Below are 22,580 nucleotides of genomic sequence, written 5' to 3'. Positions count from 1 at the left end.
CGCGCGGGCAGCCGCCGACGCCGCCTACGCGTCCGCCCTGGCGGCGAGCAATGACGCCGCCCTGGCAGCCGAGGCCGCCGCCGAGGCGTACGAGATCTACGTCGAGAAGCAGCGCCAAGAGGACTTGGCCCAGCGGACCAGGGGCGGCGCACCCGACCCGGACTGGCCCTCGGGTGGCGCCGGTCAGTTCGAGAACGGCACGGAGATGCTGGTCCTCGGCGGCGTGTGCTACATCAACGGCGTCGAACTGCCGGCCAACCTCGGCACCGGTTCCTGTGTCGGCCTGGTGCACGACTTCGACATCTGGCTCAGCGGAGAGGCGGGGATCGTCGACTGGTCGGTGCTCCAGGGCCGTGCGGACGCCGTCCAGCAACTGCTCAGGAGATACTGCTCCAGCCGGGCCGAGGGCATGCGGGCCCGACCTCATCGCGCAGATTCACACCCTCAACCTGCCGTACCTGCCGCTCTTGCACGCGGAACTCGGCGGTGGCGGTGTCATGTGGCGGCAACTCCTCAAGATCTCGGGCTACGCCGCGCGGACTCCCGCCATGAGGCACGTGCTGCCGATGACCCATTCCTGGCTGCCGCGCACGGCGGTGAACAAGATCCCCGAGACCTGGGGCCTCCCGATCGCCAACCAGAAGGGGGTCGGTTTGAGGTGGTTCGGCCCCAACCCCAACTCCCAGGGTGTACGCATCGACAAGGCCGTGCCCGGAGGGCAGCCGACGCAGCAGGTGACACACGTCGTGGTGCGGGACGGTGGGAGGATCCTCGGCAGGGATGGCAAGCCGATCACGGGTAGTCTGCAGCAGAACCCAACTGCTCACATCCCGTTGGATGAGTGGGTGACTTGGAGCCAGTGGAACAAGCCATGATCGATGTCGAATACCCCGAGATGCGCGCCGAAATCGTCGGGGCCGTCCGCTCACTGTCGGACCCCGAGCACCAGCGGCGCGTCTGGGTGCGGCGCGAGATGCCGCACCCGAACTACCACGACTACTTCGACCTGAACATCCACATCCTCTACGACGACACCACGGTCTTCGCGGACCTGTCGGGCGCAATCGGGGCCTACCTGCGCGACGAAGGCGAGGCGCGTGCCCTCGGAGCGCTCAAGGACGCGCTGGAGGCACTGTTCGACAAGCACGGCCTGAAGTTGACCGACGAGGAGTACATCGGGAAGCCGGAGTGGACAGCGGTCGTCGAATCCGCTCGCGACGCGTTGCGCGTACTCACCGCGGACTGAAGACGGGCCGCGGACACGGGCGGGGCAGGCCGGACCGACGCAGAACCAGGTGCCATCCTCTCGGATGAGGCAGCGGGCTCGTGCGACAGGTCCCGCCTGTCCCGCTACGCCTGGGCGCGAACCTCCACCGCACCAAGTGACATGTTCCAGCGGTGCAGTCGGATGCACTTCAGCACGATTCAATTCCTGCTTCGGGGGTGTCCGAGTGGAGCGCTGTGCCTGCCGAGAACCTCATCCATGCAGGTAGAAGGCGTACGTAGCCCAAGTGCCTGAAGCGCTCACGGGCCACGGTTGTCATCCGCGTGATGTCGTCCAGCACGGCATGATGACCGGCTGTGCTGCTCCGACTGGCCTACCTCGGTGTGACCAACGCGTTCGCCTTGCTGCGCCTGCTGCCCATGAGCGACCGGGACAAGGACACGGAAGTCCCGCCGTTACGGCACCAGATCACCGTCTTGGAACGCCAACCGGGCAACGCCCGTCCACGGTTCTCCCCCGGCGACCGAGCGTTCCTCACGGCACTGCTGCACCGACTTCCGGTCGATGCGCTTCGTCGGCTCCGACTGCCGGTGCGCCCGGAGACAGTGCATCGGTGGCACCAGGACTTCATCAAACGCCGCCACGCGATCAGATCCCGCCCCAAGCGGCCCGGCCGTCCACGGACCATCCCGCTCGATCCGGCTCCTGGTGCTGCGCCTGGCACGGGAGAATCCCGCCTGGGGCTACCGCCGGATCCACGGCGAACTCCTCGTGCTCGGCATCAAGGTCGCAGCCTCCACCGTCCGGCAGATCCTCAAAGACGCCGGATTCGACCCGGCACCCCAGCGCACCACGACGACCTGGTCGGCCTGCCTCCGCTCACAGGCCGATGCCCTACTGGCCTGCGACTTCTTCGAGACCTATACGTTGAGCGGCACCCGCCTGTACGTGCTCGCGGTCATCCAGCACGCCAGCCGCCGAATCAGGGTTCTGGGCGCCACCGCGCACCCGACCGCGTCCTGGGTCGCCCAAGCCGCCAGGAACCTCGTCATGGACCTCGAAGACGAGGGCCAACACGCGCGATTCCTGATCCGCGACCGGGACGGGAAGTTCCCAGCTCCGTTCGACGCCGTCCTCGCCGACGCCAGTATCCAGGTCGTCCTCAGCGGCATCCGGATACCGCGCATGAACGCGATCATGGAACGCTGGATCCGCAGCTGCCGCCGCGAACTTCTCGACCGCACCCTCATCTGGAACCGACCGCACCTACTCCACGCCCTGCGCGAGTACGAGAAGTACTACAACACCCACCGGCCCCACCAAGGCATCGCCAACGCCCGCCCACTGCGCACACTGCCACCAGCCGTCACCGACCAAGCGGCCCTCACCCGACTCGACATCCGCCAACGGCAACGACTGGGCGGCATCCTCAACGAGTACCAACACGCCGCCTGACCTGCACGGACGACACTTTCGGCAGGCACACCGTGCAGAGTCACACCAGCAAGTCACTGCCGGTGGCAACGGCGCCATCAGCTGCATCAAGATCACCGCCACTGGTCGGTCCGTCTGGCTACACGCCACCCAGCGCACCACCAGGCGGTTACTACAAGCTCGGCGTCTACTTGCGCTGATGACGACAACGGCTTGGAAGCAAGGAGGAGGGGTGAACAGCGAGACTTCTGCGGTACACCCCTCCTCGACGCTCGCCCACCGCCGCCGACGGCTTCCCGATACGCGCCCAGCGGCGCATGTCACCGGGGTTGAACACCAATCCCACGGTGTTCGTCCAACGGCGCGTTTCGCTCGCGCACCACGAGCAGTCCTCGGCCCATGACTCGACACGGGCGTTCGGACTCGTCGGCATCGCAGCGGTTGGGCGTTGAAGATGCGTCTGTCAGTCCTCGTACCGCTTCGTCACAACGAAAGCCGTGCCGGCGAGCGCCTCACCGACAGGGGTCTTCGCCCAAGCAGCGAGTTGCTCCGAGCTTCCTCCACTGCGGTTCAACAGTTCCACGATATCGTCGGCGGAGGGGCGCGCCGAGCAGACGCACCGGAGCACAGACTCGCCCGTGGCACCGCTGTACTCGTCGTCGGGATCATCGGGAACCCACCGGCAGATCTCGACCCGCCAACCGTCCCGGCGGTACGCACTCATCGAGGCTTCCACGCTGAGGTAGAAACGGTCAGGTTCCAGTCCGTAAGGGTCATCCGTGATGCAGAAGGCGTCGACCTCCAGCCTCGCGTGGTCATTGAAGCTCCTCGTGTACGCCTCGATGAGCAGCCGCAGATCGACTACCCCCTCCCGGACCTGCTCGTCAGAGATTTCCTGTTCCAGGTCGTCCATCTGATCGCGAGCGTTGCCGCCGAGTGCGTTCATGTCCTCATAGTTGACGAACGGGGCCTCGAAGTCCCAGATTCGTCGGTCGACCGTCTCAGGCGGCTCGATTCCCTCCCTGTACTCGGCCAACGCATCACGGAGTCCGCGAGCCTCCGCCTCGACCTCCGCCTCGACCGCGATGCGGACGGGTGCTGGTACAGGCGCGATGGATTCATCAAGGCAGGCCAGGGCATCGTGAAGCAGCGCCTTGACGTACTCGTACCACAGACTGTGAGCACCATCGAGAAGGTTCGGGCGGGCACTCCGACCGCCGAGCGCGTCGAGGTGGTCGTACGGGTAGTGGTCAAACCCGCCGTTTCGGGTGTCGTGCACGCTCACCGGTGCCGTGGCGCAGACAGAGATCCGATTGAGCGCCTCGACGATCGGTCCCGCGAGGGCTACGTCGTCAACGCTGGTGACGGTCGACGACACCACTCCCCCGGGACTGCGGTAGGTGGCTAGGATCTGCATCTTTCCGCGGCTCGGGTGCTGTGAGTAGATGGTCATGGGAACCCCTTCAACCGACAGGTCACGGCTGGACCTATCGGCGCGTTCGGCAAGCGCGGTGGGAGTAAGCGGTGGCGCAGGCTCGATCCCGCGCTCCGTGCTTCGAGGAAGGTCAGCGGTTGTTCAGGTCCGATCCCGAACTCCTTGCTGTGCATCGACTGTACAGCACGACTGTTCGCCCTCATGCTGCAGGCGAAACGCTCCAGTCGACGCTGTGCGTACCGAAACTTTGTCCACGACGTGCAACGAGGCTCTTCGCCATGGTGGCCGCCGCAGCCCGCGGCAACCACGGCGGCTGGCCCAAGGCGACGATAAGGACGACGTGCTCGTCGCCCGCGCGCTCGCCACGAGGGCGCCCCGATGATCGACATCGTGAAGAAGCTGATCAGCACGTACTTCGCGGTGTGGTCTCCCTGGCCCGTTCGGGTCGCAGATTGAAACAGCCACGGGAGTCGGAAAGCCCTAGGTTCAAACCGCAACGTCCGGTGGCACGGCTGTGCGGGCCATGGTCAGTACCGCGTGCGACCAGCGCAGGACTTCGAGGGTCGGAGTCGGCGCCACGTCATCCGTGGCCAATGCAGAGAAAGGTCCTGCGCATCGGGTTGCGCGCGTTGATCGCGGCCACCGCCCGTGCCGGGGACTCGCCTCGGGCGATGGCGGTGTGGAATTCGCGCACTGCTTCGGCGCCGGTCTGCGCGCCTGTCCGGGCGGCTGCCACCACGACGCTGCGCGCTCCCGACTTGATCAAGCCTCCGGCGAACCCGAACGCTTCGTCACCGCTTCCAACCTCACCGGCGCGGAGGTCCTCGCCATCGAGCAGGACGATGCCCGGTGGTTGCTTGAGGTCGCCGATCTCGTGTGCATAGATCACGCGGTCGTGGAGGCGCACGGCGGAAAAGGCGGTGTTCTCGGGTTGATGCACGCCCCGCACAGCCAGGTGCACCAGCGACGCGCCATCCATCGCGGACAGCACGTCGTCGGCACGAGCCCGTCGGCCCGCGAACAGGTCGGCGTGCTGGTGGTGGCGCGGTAGTGCCGCCACGTCCGGGGCCGCGTGGGGACCGGCGACGATGACCACTCGACCGTTCCCCTGCCGGTTGTCGTCGTGCCGTTCCGCCCAGGCGGTCGCGGACGGCGACACCACCACGACCCGTCCTCGCAGTGAGGGCAGTGTCGTCCAGGGCAGCGGGTAGAGGGCTCCGGTGGGCAGGACGACGAGATCCCGGTCGGCAATCCGGTCTGCCAGCGGTCGCACCAGCAGTTCGTCCAACCAGGCTGCCCGCCGTTGCGCCGCGGTGGAGATGGCGGCGGCCAGGGGTGAAGGCAGGTTGTCCGGTGCGACGGCGGCGAGGTCGGCATGCAACTGCCGGACGCCTTCGAAACACCGTGCGGCATCACCGAGACGGGTCACAAACGCTCTACGTTCCACGAGGACCACGGCGAGCAGGCCGTCCCACGCCTCGGTAAAGGCGATCAGCGCTCGCGCACCGAGACGCTCGGCGAGGCGCCGCGGATCGGTCGGTGCGTGCGTCTGCTCCACCCATCCCAGAAGTGCGGCTTCGCGCCGCATCTGCTCCAACTGCCGGTGCAGGGTGTCCCACTCGGGGTCGTGGCGTGAGGTCATCCCGATGGCGCGGGTCAGGAAGCGGATCTGGGTGAGCCGATCCGCGAGTGCGGGGTGACGCGCGGCGCGGGTCGACGGGTGGTTTGACACGCCGGCTCGAACCCTTTCGGCGACGTCGAACGCTTGCCAGGGGTCGAGCGTGCTCGTCACGAGCTGCGAGGCGAGTGTTCTCAGCCGTCGGTCGTGCACGTCGAGCAGGGGCCGGTGGAGCACGGGGCCGGACCGCCGGTCACCTATTTCCCGCAGGGCGGTCTGCGCCTCGGTCTGGGCCATCACCATGTCGCCCTCCGCCATCAGGAGCTCGACCCGGCACAACGCGTGCAGCACCACAACGTCGACCGGTGTGCTGTCCGTCTGTTGTTCGTACCGGTCGAGAGCCTCGGCGGCCGCGTGCAGGTCGCCCACCGCGATGTGCAGCCGCGCGGCGAGCAAGCGGGCCAAGGCCGCCGCGTCGTGGAAGCCGCCCGACTCCAGCTCGACGGCGACCGCGTGCTCCTCGCCCACATGGAAGCGTCGGTGTCCCGGCGCGGCCGCTGCCTCGGCGGCCACGGCGGTCAGCCAGACCAGTGCGCTGACAGCAGCGGCCGCGGCGCGATCGTTGGCCTGGAACACGCGCCGCGCCTCGGTGGCGAGCTCCCGCGCCTTCCGATGATCACCCTTGACCAGCGCCGCCATGGCGAGATGGCGGTCGGCCTCTGCGGCCTCGACCACGCTGAAATCCTGTCGATGCAGAGCGAGCACGGCCTCCGCCTCCGACGTCAACCCGGCGGCGAGCAGCGTCGCGGAACGTTCGAGCACTATCCCGTTCCCCGTGTCCTGCAGGCGCCTGCGCAGCAGGTCGGCCGCGTGCTGGAAGTAGCGCAGCGCAGCGGGCAGGTCGCTGACGAGTCGTGATCCGATGCCGAGGTTGCGCATCATGCGCCCCACAGCCAGGTCGTACTCGCCGCGCCTGGCCCCTTCGGCGGCGATGGCGGCGAGATTGGCGATCTCGTCCTCCAGCCACGTGCGCGCCACGTCAGGTCGGTGCAGACTCGTGGCCAGCACCGGCAGCCAGGCGATCGACCAGCGACCGGAACCCGACCCGGTCAAGACCTCGACCGCTTGGTCGCTGAGGTGAAGGTAGTGGTCGAACAGCCGGGAGAACGCGATCTGCGCGGTGACGGGACCCATGTCCGCGGCCAGGCGCCGAGCGTGGCCACGCAAGAGGTCGTGCATGCGGAAGCGCTGGTCGTGCACCTCTTCGATCAGGTGCGCCCGCAACAATTCGTCCACCAAGCGGTTGGCCTCCTCAACCGTCACGCCGACCAGCGCGGCGAGCGCGTCCGGGGCGAAGTCACGTCCCGAGTGCAGGCCCAATAATCGGAACGCCGCAGCGCAGTGCTCGTCCAGCTGGCGCACCGACCAGGAGATGACCGCCGCCACGTCGCCTTGGCGTTCGCCCGCCAGCTCCTCCGCCAGCTCGCGCAACGTGCTCCTGGGGCGGGCGACCGCCGTCTCGGCGACCATCCGCAGCGCGAGCGGCAGGTTCGCGCACCGGGTGATGAGCTCGACGGCGTCGGCGGGCTGCTGCCGCACCCGCGACCCGACCAGGTCGCGCAGCATCGACAGCGACTCTTCGAGCGTGAGCACACCCAGGTCGAGGCCGCAGGCCCGGTAGCCGACCCGCAGCTCGGGCAGGCTGTCCCGGCTGGTCACGAGGACGAAGCAGCCCGGCGTCGCGGGCAGCAGCGGCAGCACCTGGTCGGCGCTGCGGGCGTTGTCCAATAGGACGAGAACCCGGCGTTCGGCCAGCAGTGACCGGTACAGCGTGGCTCGTTCGTCCACGTCCACCGGGGTCGCGGTGATCCCGAGCGCGCGCAGGAACCCGGCTAGCGCCTCGCCCGCCGACATCGGAGGTAGCGCGTCGTAACCCCGGAGGTCCACGTACAGTTGCCCGTCTGGGAACCGGTCGCGCACGTCGTGAGCCCAACGGACCGCCAACGCGGTCTTGCCGACCCCCGCCGTTCCGGACAGGGCTGAGATGACGACTGCCCCGCTGCCTTCCTCCAAGATGCCACTCAAGGTGTCGAGCTCGGGGACGCGTCCGACGAAGCCCGCGATTGGCAGGGGCAGTTGGCGAGGCACCCGCCACGAGGCACCGGACGCGCCGACCGTGACGTCACCCTTGATGTCACGGGCCTGCACCACGACGTCGCTGCTGCTCCCGGAGATCACGTTGCTCTGCCTCGAGATCTCGTCGGCCAATCCACCTCCCGGGTTCGGCACCGGGGTCCGTCGTCGAATGACGGTAGTCCAGACCCGGTCGGCCTCGAAATTCGACAAGCTGTGCGTCGCGGACCTGCCGGCGAAGGAACAGGCACGTTGCTCGATGAGCACGCGAGTCACAGCCGCAAGTGGTGGCGGTACACGGCGACGAGATCCCGAGCCGTCGCGCTGTCAGTGTGGCCGGCGCCCCGAACCCGCACCAGGTCTGGCAGCAGCTCCTCCAGTGCGGCGAGCGCCCCGGCCCGTCGCCTCCGCGCCCGCGCAGGTACGCGAATGACGAGGCGGGTGGTCAGCGTGTCCGGGTCGTCGGCGCCGAAGACCCGGACCTCGTGGGGCAGCAGTTCCTGCAACGCGGTCAACGCGCCAGCCTCGTCACCGGCCTCCCGACGCCAGTGGGCGACCTTCCGGCGCGTGATCAACGTGTTCGGGTCGTCGGCACCCAACACCCTCGTCCTGTCGCGCAGGGCGCCTCACCCCACCCGACCGCGGCGACGAGATCACCCATCTCCGCGAGCCAGGTCGCGACCAAGCCACGGGTCATCAGGGTATTCGTGTGCTCCGGACCGAGAACACGCGCCTGATCGGGCAACAGCTCCTCCAGCGTGGCCACCGCGCCGACACCGTCCCCGGCCTCTCCTTGCCAGTTGGCGGCGTTGGCGCGTGCGGACACGGTGTCCGCGTGGTCAGGCCCCAGGTGACGGGCCGCCTCGATGCCGAGGTACCGGAAACGGTCGGCGGCGTCGGCGCCCAGACTGCTTTCACCGAGGCTCCGCGCGGCACGGAGCAACACTTTGTGCCCTCCGTCCCGCCACAAGTGCTCGCCGCCAGCCGCCGCCAGGGCATCGGTGTTCGCACGAAGCACCTGCGCCTGCACACCATCCCGCTCCACCTGAGGCCACAGGTGGACCAGCGCGTCGGCCGCAGCGCGCACCGCGGTCGAGAGCCGCTGCGGGGCGAGGTCGTCCACGGTCACGCGCTGCACCAGCGCGTGGACGCGCACCACCGGCCCAACGAGGGTGACCAGGCTCAGGCGGTACAGGCACCCCAGGCCGTCGCGGGCGTCTTCGACGTCGATCTTCCGTTCGGCCTGGTCGCTCAGGTACTTGACGACGGTCGGGGCGTCGAACAGCTCAACAGGAATTCCGTCGGCGCTGAGTAGGGCCGCCAGCTCGAGCAGGGGACCCGCCATTCCCGTCAGTTCCAACCGGTTGGCGTGCTCGACGGATATCGACCACGTCGCGGCCACCTGCCCTGTGGGAGTCCGGCAGCGCTGCGTTCTCGGGCGGCACGGCCGCCAACCGGCGGCGGCGATCGGTCAGCCGCTCCAGGTAGGCGGTGCACGACAGGTTCCGGTCGAGCATGTACGCGGCGGCCTGGGCCAAGGCCAGCGGCAGGCACCCCAGCGCGGCCGCCAGTTCGGCCGCACCGTCAAGCAGGCGGGTGCGTTGGCCCACGATGCCGGTCAGGTAAGCCTCCGCCTCGGCCTCGGTGAAGGTGCCCACGTCGACGATCCGGCGGCCGTGTCCGAGCAGTGCGGTGTCCCGGCGCCGGGTCGTCACCACCACCCGCCCGGTGACAGCGGTCGGGGGCCACAACTCCACGCACGAGGTCAACCGGTGATTGGACATCGTCGAGCATCACAAGCCAGCGTGCCGAGGTGCTTCCCAGCCAGTCCAGCAACCGGCGCGCGCCTTCGCCAGGGTCGGCGTCCTCGACACCGGTCACGTCGGCGGCGACCCTGGCGTAGTCCGACACGACCACGTCCCGCGTCCTGGCAGAGACCCACACCAGCAGATCGACCTCGCCGTCAGCCCACACGCGTTCGGCATGGTCCAACGCCAGCTGCGTCTTGCCCACGCCTCCCAGCCTCGACAACACGGTGATCCGAGAAGTCTCGGCGGACATCGCGACGGGATCCGGCACGGCACGCTGCTGGAACGACGCCGCCCGCGGGGGCACGGCATCCGAGTGAGCGGTACGGCAGCTCCACCTTCGGCCGCACAGCCGCATGGTGGTGGTAGTGCACCCCGCCCTCGATGCGTCCCGTCTGGATCAGAAACCCGGACACCTCACCGACTACCATGTTGACCACACCGTGCGCAGGCAAGTCCGGCAGAGGACCCGTCACTGCCGCACCACCGCCTTCCCCCCTTGGAACTCCGACCGAGGTTATCGAAGGCAAGCCCCGTCTCCGGCGACACGTGTCGGCAGCGTGCGATGTCTCCCTTGGTCGGCAGTAGTCGTCGGGGTATGTCTCGTCGACTTGTGCTAGAGATGAACGGTGCGCCTGGCGAAAGATCAACTGATCGAGGGCATCCCTGCTGACCGGGCCCGCGAGCTCGTACGGGTCTTCCGCAACACGCCCGGACTCACCGGATGGGCCGCCGAGGCTCTCGGCGTGGACGAGACCGAGGCACATGAACTGCTCGAACGGTTCGTCACCGCCGGGTACCTGGAGATCGACAGACGCGATCGGGACGGAACCTGGTGGTTCACCACCGTCCGAGGAAACGCTCTCGCCAGTGCCAGTTTCGCGAAGCCGATCACCAGAGCCACAGCGCGTCAAAACCTCGAAGGGTTGATCGACCGGGTACGCACCTACAACGCCGATCGCAGCAAGCCCTACACCGTCACGCACGTCACCGTCTTCGGCAGCTACCTCGACAAGACCCAGGACCGCCTCGGCGACCTGGACGTCGCGATCGAAGTCGTCCGCCGAGTGCCTCACGACGAGTTCGACCGACGACGTGAAGAAATAATCCGCGCCTCCGAACGCCACTTCGGCTCATTCTTGCAGCGTCTGGTATATCCGTTGCGCCAACTCATCCTCTACCTCAGGGACCGCAAGTCGTCGATCAGCATCACCGGCGAGGATGTCGCGAAGCTGACCGATCGACGGTCCGTTGTCTACGAGGTCCGCTTGGACGAGGCCGCCGAGCAGCCTCACGACGGTGCGATTGTCGAGGTTCTGTCCTGACGCTGCTCACACCGGTGTGCCGGAGTTTCGCGCTACGACTGGCCGTCTGAGTTTGAGGTGACGACGGTACCGCGCGGCTGCGGACCGTCGAACCAACTGCAACATGCACGTGGTCAGGCGTGAATGGCCATTTCGCTACGTTCTACGAGCGGTAGCCCACTCAACGGAGCCTATGGGGTTCCAGAACGCTGCACTTAAGCGCTGAGCTGCGGTGATCGCGCACCATGAGCCGTAGGGGCATGATCGTGAGGCGTGGCGTTACGACTGCTGTACCTGATCTCCGATCGGCTCGTCGGCCGCCCACCCGGTCGCAGCTCAACCAACCAGCCGACCACTTTACTCAGGCCAACACTCAGTCAAGGGATCCCACCACTGCCCTCAAGCCGAACAACGCACTGTTCAGCGAGGGGAACCCGCCCGAACATCGGCCCACGAAACAACGAGTCAAGGTGTCGCTGAGCGACGTGCTCGACCTCGAAGAACGAACCAAGATCACAAAAAGAGGGCCTCCGCAGTGTCTGACCTGCGAAGACCCTCTCGACCGTCGGGACGACAGGATTTGAACCTGCGACCCCTTGACCCCCAGTCGCAGAACGACTGAGCGACGTGCTCGGGCCTGTTCTTCCAGGTCGTGGTCCAGTGTAACCGGCCGAGTAAAGGAGTCCACGAGCGCGACGGCACCGCCGACAGGCAGCTCGCAGAACCTCCTCTCTATGACGCGAATCAGATGTAGAGCGAGCGCTTCACCCCACTATCCGGTCGGACAGTGATGTCATGATTGTCTTCCCGCGCCATTTACGAGGCGAGCACGACCGCCAAGTGCGACTGCAACGTCCTCGATGCTCCCGTTCCCCTTGTTACCTATCGGTCAGGACGAAGGCGGAAGGAGAAGACGAATGCCTTCACGCACCATCGACGTCCAGCCGCTCCGCTGCATCGAGCAAGTGCCGAGGAAGCTTCGAACTGGCCGCGAGCACCTCGATGCCAACGAGGCGCCCCTCTTCGTCGAAGTCGAGGTTGATCATACCTCCGACCTCGACCGGATCACAGGGATACATGCGCGCCACCTTCGGCCGCACTTGCGTACCGACAAGGTAGACGTACGCCGCATCCGCCTTCTGATCGTAGGTAACTCTGACGTCCGCCACGGTCAGCGCCCTCTCTGGAGGCGGTCGATGTAGGACTTGTCCACATTGGTCATCACGGTGTTGATGTTGCCATCGATCGTCTTGGCGACAAACACCTTGGAACTGGGATCGTAGTGGCCCAGCTTCCATTGGTCTTCGTGCCGGTAGGAGAAAGACTCCCTTCCGAGAACGGCCCGAGCATCCTCGGCCGAAACCCCACGTTGCTCCAGACGCTGCATAGCGTGACGCGTGAAATCATCGGCCTCGCCGACGACCCCGGCAGCGTCATCGTACGTGATGTCACCGATGCCCTCGCACGTACACGAGTCAGCGTGCCCTGGGAAATAGCCGCCGCAGTTGTGAATCAGGATCGACGTAGCCCTCGCCAGCACATAGTACGTGTGGACGCCCGCCACGGTGAGGTCGTACACGGGTTCGTAGTGGGTGTAGCGCGCGTTCGCCGTCACGATGGGCGAGGTGCCATCGGCGGAGGTGAGACGCTGACCGGGTTTGAGGTCGCCGATGTCGATGAAGCGACCCTCTGCGTCGACCCAGACGGGGTGCCAGGACGTGGCGTCGACCGTGCCGGTGGTGCCGTCCTCGGCCCCGACAGTCAGCTTGGTCATGTCGCCTTCGTCGTCGTGGACAATGGTGGCGACGACCTCGCGGTCGGTGGTCTCCTTCGTGGCGGGGTCAGTGGCTTTGACCTTGTCGCCGATCTCGACTTCGGAGATGGGTTTGGTCGAGCCGTCAGCCATCAGCACCAGCGTCCCCCCGACGAAACTGTTGCAGCCATTCGTCGAAGTCAGTTTCTGGAACTTCTCGGTGGCGACCCGTTGGACGTCGTCGGCGATCGACTGGACCCGGCGGAGCACACCCTTCGCCTTGTCCACGATGCCGGCGAGGCGGCTGACGGCCTTGACGGCGTTGATGCCCGCTTCGATGATCTTGCCGACCTTGCCCACCGGGACGAGGCTGGTCACGACTCCGAAGCAGCCCCAGATATCGCCCTTGGTGAAGCAGTCGACGATGTCGTTCCAGCCTGAGATGTCCTTGATGACCTCCCAGGCGACTTCCTTGATCACATCCCACTTGGTCTTGTGGGCGTCGGCGAGTGCCTTCTGGTAGTCGTCCCAGCTGATGCCCGCGTTCGACAACCCCGCTTCGAGTTCCTTCTGCGCATCGATCTGGATCTGCTGCCAGTTACGTGCTCGCCACTCGTAGTAGCCGCGTTCCTGGCCGTACCGGTCGTGCTCGCTGCCTTCCGGTGCGTGCAAAGCCGGATTGCGACCGCAGAGGACGCCGTCGGGTCCGCAGTTGTCGCGGAGCAGGCCGGTGGGATCGCTGTAGGTGACCGGGCTGTTGTTGGCGTAGGCGTAGCCGTTGAGCTGTTGCGGGTCGTTGTTGTCGATGATCGGGTCGGCGGACAGGAACCGGCCCGAGGACTGGTCGTACAACCGTGCCCCGACCTGGGTCAGTCCTGATTCGTCGTTGCGTCCGCCGACGAATCCCAGCTTGTCCGGCCACGCCGGCGCGGTGCCGCGCGACGCGCCGTACGGAGTCTGACGACGCTGGACCGCCTCCATGGTGTGCTGGGTGATCGAGTGTTGACTGGTGCCCTGGTGGTCACCGGCCAGCCACTTCAACCCGGTGATGCTGTTGCGCACGGCCACCATCTGGCCGCCGTGGGAGTACCACCGTGTCCACGACGGGGTGCTGGTACCGGTCTCCAGCCGGATCTCCTGGCCGAACACGTGCACCGTCGTCGCGGACGGCTCACGACTGATCAGTCGGTTGCCGTCGGCATCGTAGAGGTACTTCGACTCCTTGCCGTCCGGGTTGGTGATCTTCGAGACCCGGCCTTCGGCGTCGTACTCCAGTTTCTGCTCGTCGCCACCGATCTTGCGCGAGGTGGTGCGGCCGGTCGGGTCGTAGGCGAACGTGTCCAGCGCCGTGCCGTTCGGCCCCGTGGTGGTGACCGACTGCGCGGTGTGCGGTTGGGCCGTGCCGGCGGACGGGTAGGTGGTGGTGCGGACGGTGTCGCCGGCCGTGGCGTGTTGGGTTTCGGTCAGGCGGTTGCCGGTCTTGTCGAAGGTCCAGGAGTGCCAGTACGGGGCGGCTCCGCCCAAGGCGGTGGCGGACTTGGCGGTGGCGCAGTCGCCGGAGGCCGGGGTCCAGGCTTCGTTCATCCGGCGCAGGTGGTCGTAGGCGAAGCACTGGATGTCCGCCGGGCGTGCCTCCGGGGTGTCGGCGACCTTGAGGATGTTCCCGGCGGCGTCGTAGGTGTAGGTGCGGTCGGACAGCTCGACGTCCGTTCCGCTCTCCCGGTCGACGATGGTGCGTTCGAGACGGCGGGTACCGATCTCGTACATGTTGGTGACCGCGACGTTCTTCTCCACGCCGTAGTCGGCCCTGCCGTTCTGGATCTGCAGGACCTCGCCGAAGCTGGAGTACGACGTCTGCGAGACGTAGGTGCCCAGTCCGCCGGTCGTGGATTCGGGCAGGCCGTTGGTCGCGTTGTAGTGCGACCCCACGGTTTCCGACGCGACGATCGGTTTGCCTGCGGAGTTGACCTGGCGGTAGGTCGTCGACTTCGGCTTGCCGGAGTGGGTGTAGTCCTGATTCAGTTCGTAGGTCGTGCCGAGCACGCCTTCCTTCGCCGACGGGATGATCACTTTCTCCCCCGTCGGACGCCCGGCCGGGTCATAGCCGGTGACGTAGCGCAGATACGTGGCGCCGTTGTCGAATCGACGCGATGCCCTGAGCAACCCCAGCCCGCCGCCGGCGGCGGTGTCGTACTCCCATTCGGCAAGCTTGGTGCCGGTCAGAGAGTCCTTGTGCTTGCCGACCAGGCGCCCGAGCCTGTCGTAGGCGTTGGCGACCGTACGGCCCTGTGAGTCCGTTGTGGACATGACCTGGCCGGCGACGTTGTAGGCGGTGGTGGTGTGCCCGGCGTCCGGGTCGTCGGTGGCCACCACACGACCACGCTGGTCGTAGGTGTAGCGCCACACGTTCCCGGCCGGATCGGTCACCGAGGTGAGCAGTCCCGCGTGGTTGTAGGCGTAACTCGTGGTGTCGTACGCGCTGCCCAAACCGTCGGTGTACTGGCGCTTCTCCAACGTGCGGCCCTGGGCGTCGCTGACGATCGTGGTCGCCGTGCCACCGGCAGGCGGCGTGGTGTGCACCCGGTCGCCGCCGTAGACGGTGGTGGTGCGCCACTGCTCGTCACCGAGCTTCTTGAAGATCGCGGCGGTCGGGCGTTCCATCCCGTCGTACTCGGTGATCGTCTGGCCCGGCACCTGCCAGTCCAGCGATCCCGCCAACTCGCCACTGGCGGCGCTGTTGTTCCAGTACACGCCGTTGGTCTTGTACGGCAGACCACGTGAGTCGTAGAACGTGTCCGAGACCTGCCGTCCGCCGTCCGGACCCGGCGCGGGGACCTGGGTCTGGCGCGGCCGGAACAACCCGTCGTACAGGGTGTAGCCCGCCAGGTAGGTGCCGTTGTCCTGACGCTGCTTGGACACCACCACGACCGGCTTGTCGGTGTTGTAGTGGTACTCGAACACCGCGTCCGCCGACACCGACGCCTTGTCGTGCCCGGGAAGCCATGCCGCGACCAGCCGGCCCAGCGCATCGTGGGACAGGTCCGCACGCCGGTTGTTCGCATCCACCGACGCGACCGATGTACCCCACGCCGGGTTCAGGAACTCCTTCGACACGTGGCCCAGCGGGTTGGTGCTGGTGATCTGCGTGACCGGACCGGCGGACGGAATGTATGCAGTGGTCGTCTTCTCACCGCGCGCGTCGACCACCTCGGTCGGGCGGCCGTGGTCGTCGTAGGTGGACGTCGACGCCGTCACCCAGGTCTGGCCGGACGCGTCCCACTTGTCCAGCACCTCGGCCTTGGTGATCAACCCCTTCGTCGGAGCCACACCGTGGTCCTGACCGTCGTAGTACGACCGTGCCAGCGACTGGATCGTCGACGCCGACGCCTCCACCGCACAGGTGCCGACCACGGTCTCCACCTGCGACGCCGTCGAGATGATCCACGCGGTTTCGTTGCGCGCGAACGTCGACCGGGTGCACGACTCGTCACCGGTCACCACCAGGTCGCCGTGGTCCTCCACCTGGGTGGCGATGCCCTCGGCGTTGAACTGCTTGTCCACCTTCGTCCGCCGCCAGGTGCCGTTCTCCAGCAGCGTCCGACCGCGCACCGACGCGTTGCCGGTCACGAAAGCCTTGTTCCCCAACGAGTCCGCCGCCGTGGGCTGGTCGGGCAGGTAGGGGTCGTTCACCGACGCCGACACCAGGGCGCCGTTGTTGTACTGCCGTGTCTCCCGCACGAACCCGCGCAGCCGGTCGATGTCCCGGACCGGTTCGCCCTCGCTGGTGTGGATCCACGCTTCACGCGTCCCGGACGGCAGCTTGTCGCCGTCCATACCCCGGCCGTAGACGGTTTCGGTCACCGTCTGCGGACCCGCCACCGGGTCGCCCTTCTTCGTGCGCACCGTGCCGTAGCCACGCCACTCCGACCAGGTCCGGCGTTCCGGGTCGGCGAAGTCCGCCTGGTCGAAGTGCCACGCCGGATCGCCCAGGTACTCGTAGGTGGTCGGGATCCGGGTCGACGCGCCCGTCACGTCGGTGTCGACCACCGTCAACACCACATACTTCTGGAACCACTCGAACCGCGGCTCCAGCGCCCCCTCGGGAGTCCACCAGGTCGGGAAGCACCGGAACACGTTCGACTCCGGAGCCGCAGGCATCCGCGACCCTGGAAGGCAATCCGGCTCGCTGTAAGTGATCCCGGTTTGGCCACCGGCTTCGTTCGTGATTTTCGTCAACCGATGGCGGGTCAACGCACGGTAGTCGATGCTCGTGTCGACCCGGTTCGCCTTCGCCGTGTAGTCGAACACCGTAGCGGGCAACGCGATCGACCCGCCCACCAGTCCGGTGTGGATGATCGACTTGAGGTTCAACGACGGCGCGAGACCGTCACCCGTCGCCAGGAACTCGTGCGCCAACGACCACGAGTCCACCGCCTGGAACGACGAAGCCCCGTTCGCCACGAACGTCGAGACCTTCGTCAGCTTCTTGCGCGTGAAGTGCGAGGGCGTCAAGCGGTGTGTGCACTGCTCCCCCGTGTTGCAGATCTGGTCGAACGGCACATCCGGCCACGACCCCGCCGTCGACGCGTTCAACTGCGACGGGTCACACGTCACCGCGCCACCCGGCACACACCGCTCGGCGGTCTCGAAGACGACCTTGGCGCCCGGATGGGCGAACACCGCGTTCTCCCGCAGCCCGTACTCGACCCGGTCCAGCCAGCCGCCGCGCACGTAGGACGTGCCCCTGGCGGGGTCGGCGTTGCGGCCGTAGAGGTTGAACTCCCGGTTGTAGTAGTACGTCGTCACGTGGCCACGCGTGTCGACCGAGTAGTCCACCATCCACCGGTACGCCTGCTGACACCACGACGCGTCGAACGTGGCGGCGTTGCACGGCTCGCCGGAGTTGTTGCCGTACACCGGAACCGTCCACGCCGACTGCGTCTCCGGCTTGTCCGACGTCCAGCCCGGCAGACGGTTCAACCCCAGGAAGTACTGCGTGCCGTCGGTCGTGGTGACCTTCCAGTGCTCGCCGTCGTCGTCACCGTTCGTGGCGCCGGTCAGCCGCTCCACCCGGGCACCGTCGTCGTTCTGCGCCCGATAGGTGTTCGTACCCGGGATGTTGACCAGCTTGCCGGACACACCCGCCAGGCTGATCGTCGCGTTGTCCGTCGCCCAGCACTGGTCACCGGTCTTGGTATGACCGTTGTTGCCGCCCAGATCCAGGCCGCACGGTTTGTACTGCCGCTCGATGAACCCACCCGGCGAGATGTCCCAACCATCACCCGCCCACGACGCCTGGTTGTTCGTCGCCGAGGTCCGACCATCCAGGCTCTGCGCCGAATACCCCAACGACACCGACGGGGCCGCACCACCGATCGCCGGCGGAACCCTCATCGGATAGCCATAGGTGAAATCACCCGACGACCCACCCGCCGACCACGAACCGGCCGGTGCCAACGACGTCGCCGCATACGAACCCACGTCACTTCCGGTCGACGCCGCCGCCGCGAACACCGCAGGCTCCCCGGACCGCAACGTCGTCGGAGCAGACAGCTTGCGCGCCTCGGTGTGGTTCTTCGCCCCCTCAACCGGAGTCGACACACGGCACTCGGATTTCTCCGGTGTAGTCACCGCGCACGCCGGCAACGACACCAGCGTCAACCGCGACCCATAGTCGGCGCCCAGACCCGCCGCGAACGACCCATAGTCGAACGTCACCTCAAGCGGCTTGTCCTTCACCCCACCCGCATCCGTGAGGCTGAACACCACCGCACCGGGCGAAACGTTCTCGTCATGAACCTCGACACGCACCTTGCCGGTACCTGATCGCCGAGCCGCGGCCTGCCCCTCGGCGGCAAGACCCACACCAACCGGCGTACCGGCAGCACGAATCGGCCTCCCGGCGGCACGCGCCGCAGCCTGCGCCGCCGTCCCACCCTTCCCACCGAAATCCACCTCACCGCGGGCAGCGACCGGTCGATCCGATTTCACCGGGGCGGTCACCACAGCCGGCGACGGATCACCCGGCAACCTGCTCACCGGCACCGAAGAAGTGTCAACCGACTTCTCCCGCTGCACCCCCCGCAACGACCACTCCGACTCGTCCACCGCATGAGCGACGGCCTGCGTCATCGACGTCGTCAACACCGCCACGACCCCGACCGCGACGGTCTTCCGCACCAGTTTCCGCACAGCGCGACTCACCACAAGAGCCTCTCGTGTCATATCCGAATCCGGTCGCTGGATCAGCGGTGGGTTGTGGAGTAGTGAATGTTGTCGATCTGTTCTGGCGTCAGCACACCCGAATAGACCCGGGTGTCATCGACGTCACCGCGCCACGGATCGGACTTGGTGCCGCCCCAGACGCCACGCCCCAACCAGAGCGGCCCGGAGCCGTTCCAACTCGACACACCGTTGCCACCGGAGGTGCCCAGGAAGTTGACGGTCTGCCGAACCCCGTCGACGTACAACGACATCCGCCCGGCAGCGAAGTCGTAGGTGCCCACCAAGTGCACCCACTGGCCAGCCTGCACTTGGCCGTCCGACAAGGCGACCTGCCACGAACTGCGGTCCGCGTGACGGTTGAGCAGGAACGCCCACTGCTTGTTCTCCGGCCGGTACTGCAACTGGAACGGCGTGTACGACGTGTCGCCCAAGCTGATCACGGCACCCGACGGGGTATCCACAGTCTCCAACCGCACCCACGCCGACACCGAGAACGACCGATCAGTACGCAGCAGGGCAGGACGAGACGCGGTGACCTCACGAGAACCGGAAGCACCGAAGTTCAACCACTTGTCCTCACTCGTCGGCACCTGGTTCGGATCGTCCGGATCAACCGGCGTCCCGGCCCACGTCACACCGTCCGACAACGTCGCCTGCTGCCCCGAAACCTCTTCCAAGGTGGTGGTTCCGGTCTGCTCGTCCAACGCCAGCCGGGCACGCGGCACCGTCGAGTTCGCCACCGCCGCCACCTCCTCGACGCTGATCACCCGGTCCCACACGCTCACGCGGTCGACCGCGCCAGGGAGGTGGTCTCCACGGTTGCCCTGCCACTTGGCCGCACCGACGACCAGGCTCCCGCTCGAACCCCACGAGTTTCCGGTAGCCGTCCCTTCGAGTTTCCCGTCCACATAAAGCGACATCGTCCGGGTGGTGGGCTCGTAGGTGCCGACCAGATGAGTCCACACTCCGAGAGCAGGCGGTGCGGCCGACGTGATCCTGGCGAAGGTCGGCCAGTCGACATCGGCATCCGGCAACGTCATCGCCCAGCGATCGATGTCGTTGGCATAGAACAGATAGGGCGCGCTCAGCCGGTTGCCGTCCTGGCTCACCACCGTGTGGTTGTGGCCACCCAGACGATCCAGCTTCACCCACGCCGACACCGAGAACGCCCGCGACGTGTCCAGCACTCGCGACGCCGACGCGGCGTACCCGCTGGTCCCGTCGAGCGACAAGGCATTGCCCTCATAGCCCGATGCGAACGACGCCCCGCCGGTCAACGTCAACGGACGACCGCCACCGGAGTTGTCCTCGGCCACGGTGCCGGAAGACTCGTCGAACCGCCACGACGCCAGCGGCACCGCGGGCTCCGCGACGCGGAACGTGTACACGGCATTGGTCGCCGAACGGTTCCCGGCACGGTCGAACGCCGAGACGTACAGGACGTTCGTACCGGCCTTCATCGGCGTGATCGGCACAGTCACCGTGCCGTCACCGCCTGCGGGGACATCAACCGTGTACGTGGTCGCCGTGTCGTTGTTCAACGACCACCGATACCGACGTACGTCCATCGCACCGTTCATGCCCGTGTTCCCGTTGGTACGGAACGTGAACGTGCCCGTCCGCCCCACCGTCCCGTGAACCCCGGTCGCGGGGTAGTCCGTGGACGACACCGCCGGCGTGTTCGGCTTGACCGTGTCCACCTCGAACTCACAGAGGGGCGCCCAACTGCTCAACTGGTGGTCGCCGCTCCACAGATGCCACGTGTGCACACCGTCGTTGGCGATCCACTCACTCGGCACCTTGGCCTCGGCGAACGTGCCCGACCACACGTCGCCCACGTGGATCTCCTGTCCGCTCCACGTGTAGCCGTCGTGCGGGCCCTTGAACACCCGGAAGGCCGCGTCCATCACGTTGCCGTCAGGATCCGACAGCCGCGCACGAAGCCGCGGCGTCCGAGTCCCCACGACAGCCCGCCTCGCGCCCAGATGACACTCCAACGCGTCCGACGCGTTCGGCCCCCAGCCCTCGATCCCCATGTCCACCGGCGGGTTCGGGTAGCTGTTGTACCGGACCTCCAGGTACGGGCCCAGGTCGAACTTCCGCCACGACCCGTCCAGATGGTTCTCGTCCTTGGCCTTGAGCATGAAGTTCGTCCACGTCCACCCACCCGACGCGGCTTCCCGCACCGCCTTCGTCGCATCGAACCCCGCGTCGCCGTTGGACGGACAGTTCCGTGCGTTGTTCGCCCGGTTGTTCTCCGACAACACGTACTGCCAACGCGGCTGGTAGTTCCACCTCGTGTTCCCGTCGATCCAGTCGACGAGCCACAACTCCGTCGCCGACGGAGCGCACGAGTACGTGTGCACCACCGTGGTGGACAACTTCGCGCTGTGGATGTACCTGCCCACGATCGGCCCGGTGTGCATCTGCAGGTACGACCGCGACACCCCGTCCCGGTCCGCGTTCATCTCCGCCGCGTTGACCCGTCCCGCCTTCAGATCGTCCAACGGCGCCGACGTGGCGTCGAGATTGCGCGCCTCCGGCCACAGGTCCTGCACCACCACGTGATGCGTCTTCCCGCAGTTGCCGCAGAAGTACTCCGGATCCAGCGACACCGGATAGGTCGTTGCCGGACTGTCCAGGAACGCCTGGTCCGGCACGATCGCCACCGCCTCCGACGTCACCTCCACCGTCATCGCGGCCTGACGGTCACCTTCGTCCAGGTCGCCGTCCACACCACCACCGGTGGAGTCCCACATCCGCGACGCGTCACCCACGAACACCGGCGCCCCGCCCGGATCCTCCGCCACCAGATCACCACCCGACCCGGGCCCGTCCACCACCCGCACATTCTCCGCGTGCGTAGGGAACGTGATCCGATCCAGAGCAGGGTTCCGCGCCGCCTGCGCCGTCTTCACCACCAACAGCTCGCTGAAACCCTTGTGGTGCGCCTCGACCTTCAGGTCCACGTCCGGCAACACGTTCGGATACGTCAACGACGCACCGTCGACCACCGGCTCAGGCAGATCACCGACCCACCCCAGCCCGACCGCGTGCTCACCCTTCACGACCTTCGCCAACGCCTCGCCCGCCGACCCCGTGCCACCACCCGAGAACACCACGTCCACCGTCGACGCCCGCGGTCCGAACGAACCGTCCGTCTTGCGCTCCAACGTCAGATCGACCGGAACCCAACCAGCACCACGCCGCACCCGCACCGGCCGCACATGCTCGACAAACGTCATCGAGCCATCGGGATTCGCCCGCACTTCCTCGGTCTCCGTGGTCGCCGAATCCACCACCACCGACTTGTCACCCTGCGCCGCATACCGGACAGCAGTCGCCTCATCCGGAGCCGAATCCGGCACCACCGCAGCCGCCACAGCCACCGGCACGGACACAGCGGCCACCCCACCACCGACGACCGCGAAAACCAACCCAGCAACGAATACGCGCAGGGCACAACCCCGCGCACGGAAGCGCGAACGCATGAACGAATCCCCCCGGCACCGCGCCAGCCACGCGGCTCTGAACTGTGGGCCCCGACCCGGACAGGATCATCACCCGCCGATCGACACCAGCACAAGCCCCAAACTCACACGAACCCCACGCCAACGGTGACGGGTCTCATGTAACGCCGCGTGC

The 22,580-nt window shown here is 67.0% G+C and carries 12 protein-coding genes; 4 read left to right on the top strand and 8 right to left on the bottom strand.

The window, feature by feature from the left end:
• Positions 1 to 548 precede the first annotated feature (548 nt).
• The 3 genes from ACQPZF_RS10960 (at position 549) to ACQPZF_RS10950 (ending at position 2,680) form a co-directional block, all read left to right on the top strand.
• Entirely contained in the window at positions 549 to 875 is a 327-nt protein-coding gene (locus ACQPZF_RS10960) for a hypothetical protein (protein WP_433270850.1), read from the top strand.
• Positions 872 to 1,246, top strand: a complete 375-nt coding sequence (locus ACQPZF_RS10955; protein ID WP_433270847.1) for an SCO4402 family protein — start codon at positions 872 to 874, stop codon at positions 1,244 to 1,246. Before ACQPZF_RS10960 ends, ACQPZF_RS10955 begins: the two co-directional genes overlap by 4 nt.
• A 687-nt stretch (positions 1,247 to 1,933) precedes the next feature.
• Positions 1,934 to 2,680 (top strand): integrase core domain-containing protein, encoded by a 747-nt coding sequence (locus ACQPZF_RS10950; RefSeq protein ID WP_433270844.1) that lies wholly within the window; start codon positions 1,934 to 1,936, stop codon positions 2,678 to 2,680.
• A 442-nt stretch (positions 2,681 to 3,122) separates the two neighbouring features.
• Here the strand turns inward: ACQPZF_RS10950 and ACQPZF_RS10945 are convergent, their stop codons facing one another.
• The 5 genes from ACQPZF_RS10945 to ACQPZF_RS10925 form a co-directional block, all read right to left on the bottom strand.
• The gene (locus ACQPZF_RS10945) at positions 3,123 to 4,112 is read right to left on the bottom strand and encodes a hypothetical protein (RefSeq protein WP_433270841.1); all 990 of its coding nucleotides are present in this window, start codon (positions 4,110 to 4,112) and stop codon (positions 3,123 to 3,125) included.
• Positions 4,113 to 4,674: 562 nt separating this feature from the next.
• Positions 4,675 to 7,980: a CHAT domain-containing protein gene (locus ACQPZF_RS10940; protein WP_433270838.1), complete on the bottom strand. Its 3,306-nt coding sequence runs from the start codon at positions 7,978 to 7,980 to the stop codon at positions 4,675 to 4,677.
• Positions 7,981 to 8,117: 137 nt separating this feature from the next.
• The gene (locus ACQPZF_RS10935) at positions 8,118 to 8,444 is read right to left on the bottom strand and encodes a hypothetical protein (RefSeq protein ID WP_433270836.1); all 327 of its coding nucleotides are present in this window, start codon (positions 8,442 to 8,444) and stop codon (positions 8,118 to 8,120) included.
• Positions 8,417 to 9,190, bottom strand: coding sequence for a hypothetical protein (locus ACQPZF_RS10930; protein ID WP_433270834.1), 774 nt, complete (start codon positions 9,188 to 9,190; stop codon positions 8,417 to 8,419). The genes ACQPZF_RS10935 and ACQPZF_RS10930 overlap by 28 nt, the downstream gene beginning before the upstream one ends.
• The gene (locus tag ACQPZF_RS10925; RefSeq protein ID WP_433270831.1) at positions 9,132 to 9,566 is read right to left on the bottom strand and encodes a hypothetical protein; all 435 of its coding nucleotides are present in this window, start codon (positions 9,564 to 9,566) and stop codon (positions 9,132 to 9,134) included. Before ACQPZF_RS10925 ends, ACQPZF_RS10930 begins: the two co-directional genes overlap by 59 nt.
• Before the next feature lie 716 nt (positions 9,567 to 10,282).
• Here ACQPZF_RS10925 and ACQPZF_RS10920 point away from each other — a divergent pair.
• Entirely contained in the window at positions 10,283 to 10,978 is a 696-nt protein-coding gene (locus tag ACQPZF_RS10920; RefSeq protein WP_433270829.1) for a nucleotidyltransferase domain-containing protein, read from the top strand.
• A 902-nt stretch (positions 10,979 to 11,880) separates the two neighbouring features.
• Here the strand turns inward: ACQPZF_RS10920 and ACQPZF_RS10915 are convergent.
• The 3 genes from ACQPZF_RS10915 to ACQPZF_RS10905 all read right to left on the bottom strand — a co-directional run bounded on the left by ACQPZF_RS10915 (position 11,881) and on the right by ACQPZF_RS10905 (position 22,345).
• The gene (locus ACQPZF_RS10915; RefSeq protein WP_433270827.1) at positions 11,881 to 12,126 is read right to left on the bottom strand and encodes a DUF2283 domain-containing protein; all 246 of its coding nucleotides are present in this window, start codon (positions 12,124 to 12,126) and stop codon (positions 11,881 to 11,883) included.
• A gap of 2 nt (positions 12,127 to 12,128) precedes the next feature.
• Positions 12,129 to 18,104: an RHS repeat-associated core domain-containing protein gene (locus ACQPZF_RS10910; protein WP_433270824.1), complete on the bottom strand. Its 5,976-nt coding sequence runs from the start codon at positions 18,102 to 18,104 to the stop codon at positions 12,129 to 12,131.
• Between the two features lie 851 nt (positions 18,105 to 18,955).
• Entirely contained in the window at positions 18,956 to 22,345 is a 3,390-nt protein-coding gene (locus ACQPZF_RS10905) for a LamG-like jellyroll fold domain-containing protein (protein ID WP_433270822.1), read from the bottom strand.
• Between the last annotated feature and the right edge of the window lie 235 nt (positions 22,346 to 22,580).

It is taken from the genome of Actinosynnema sp. CS-041913, from assembly GCF_050942485.1.
Classification (GTDB): Bacteria; Actinomycetota; Actinomycetes; order Mycobacteriales; family Pseudonocardiaceae; genus Actinosynnema.
Note: the sequence above shows the minus strand (reverse complement) of the source record. Positions and strands in the feature narration are given on the sequence as shown.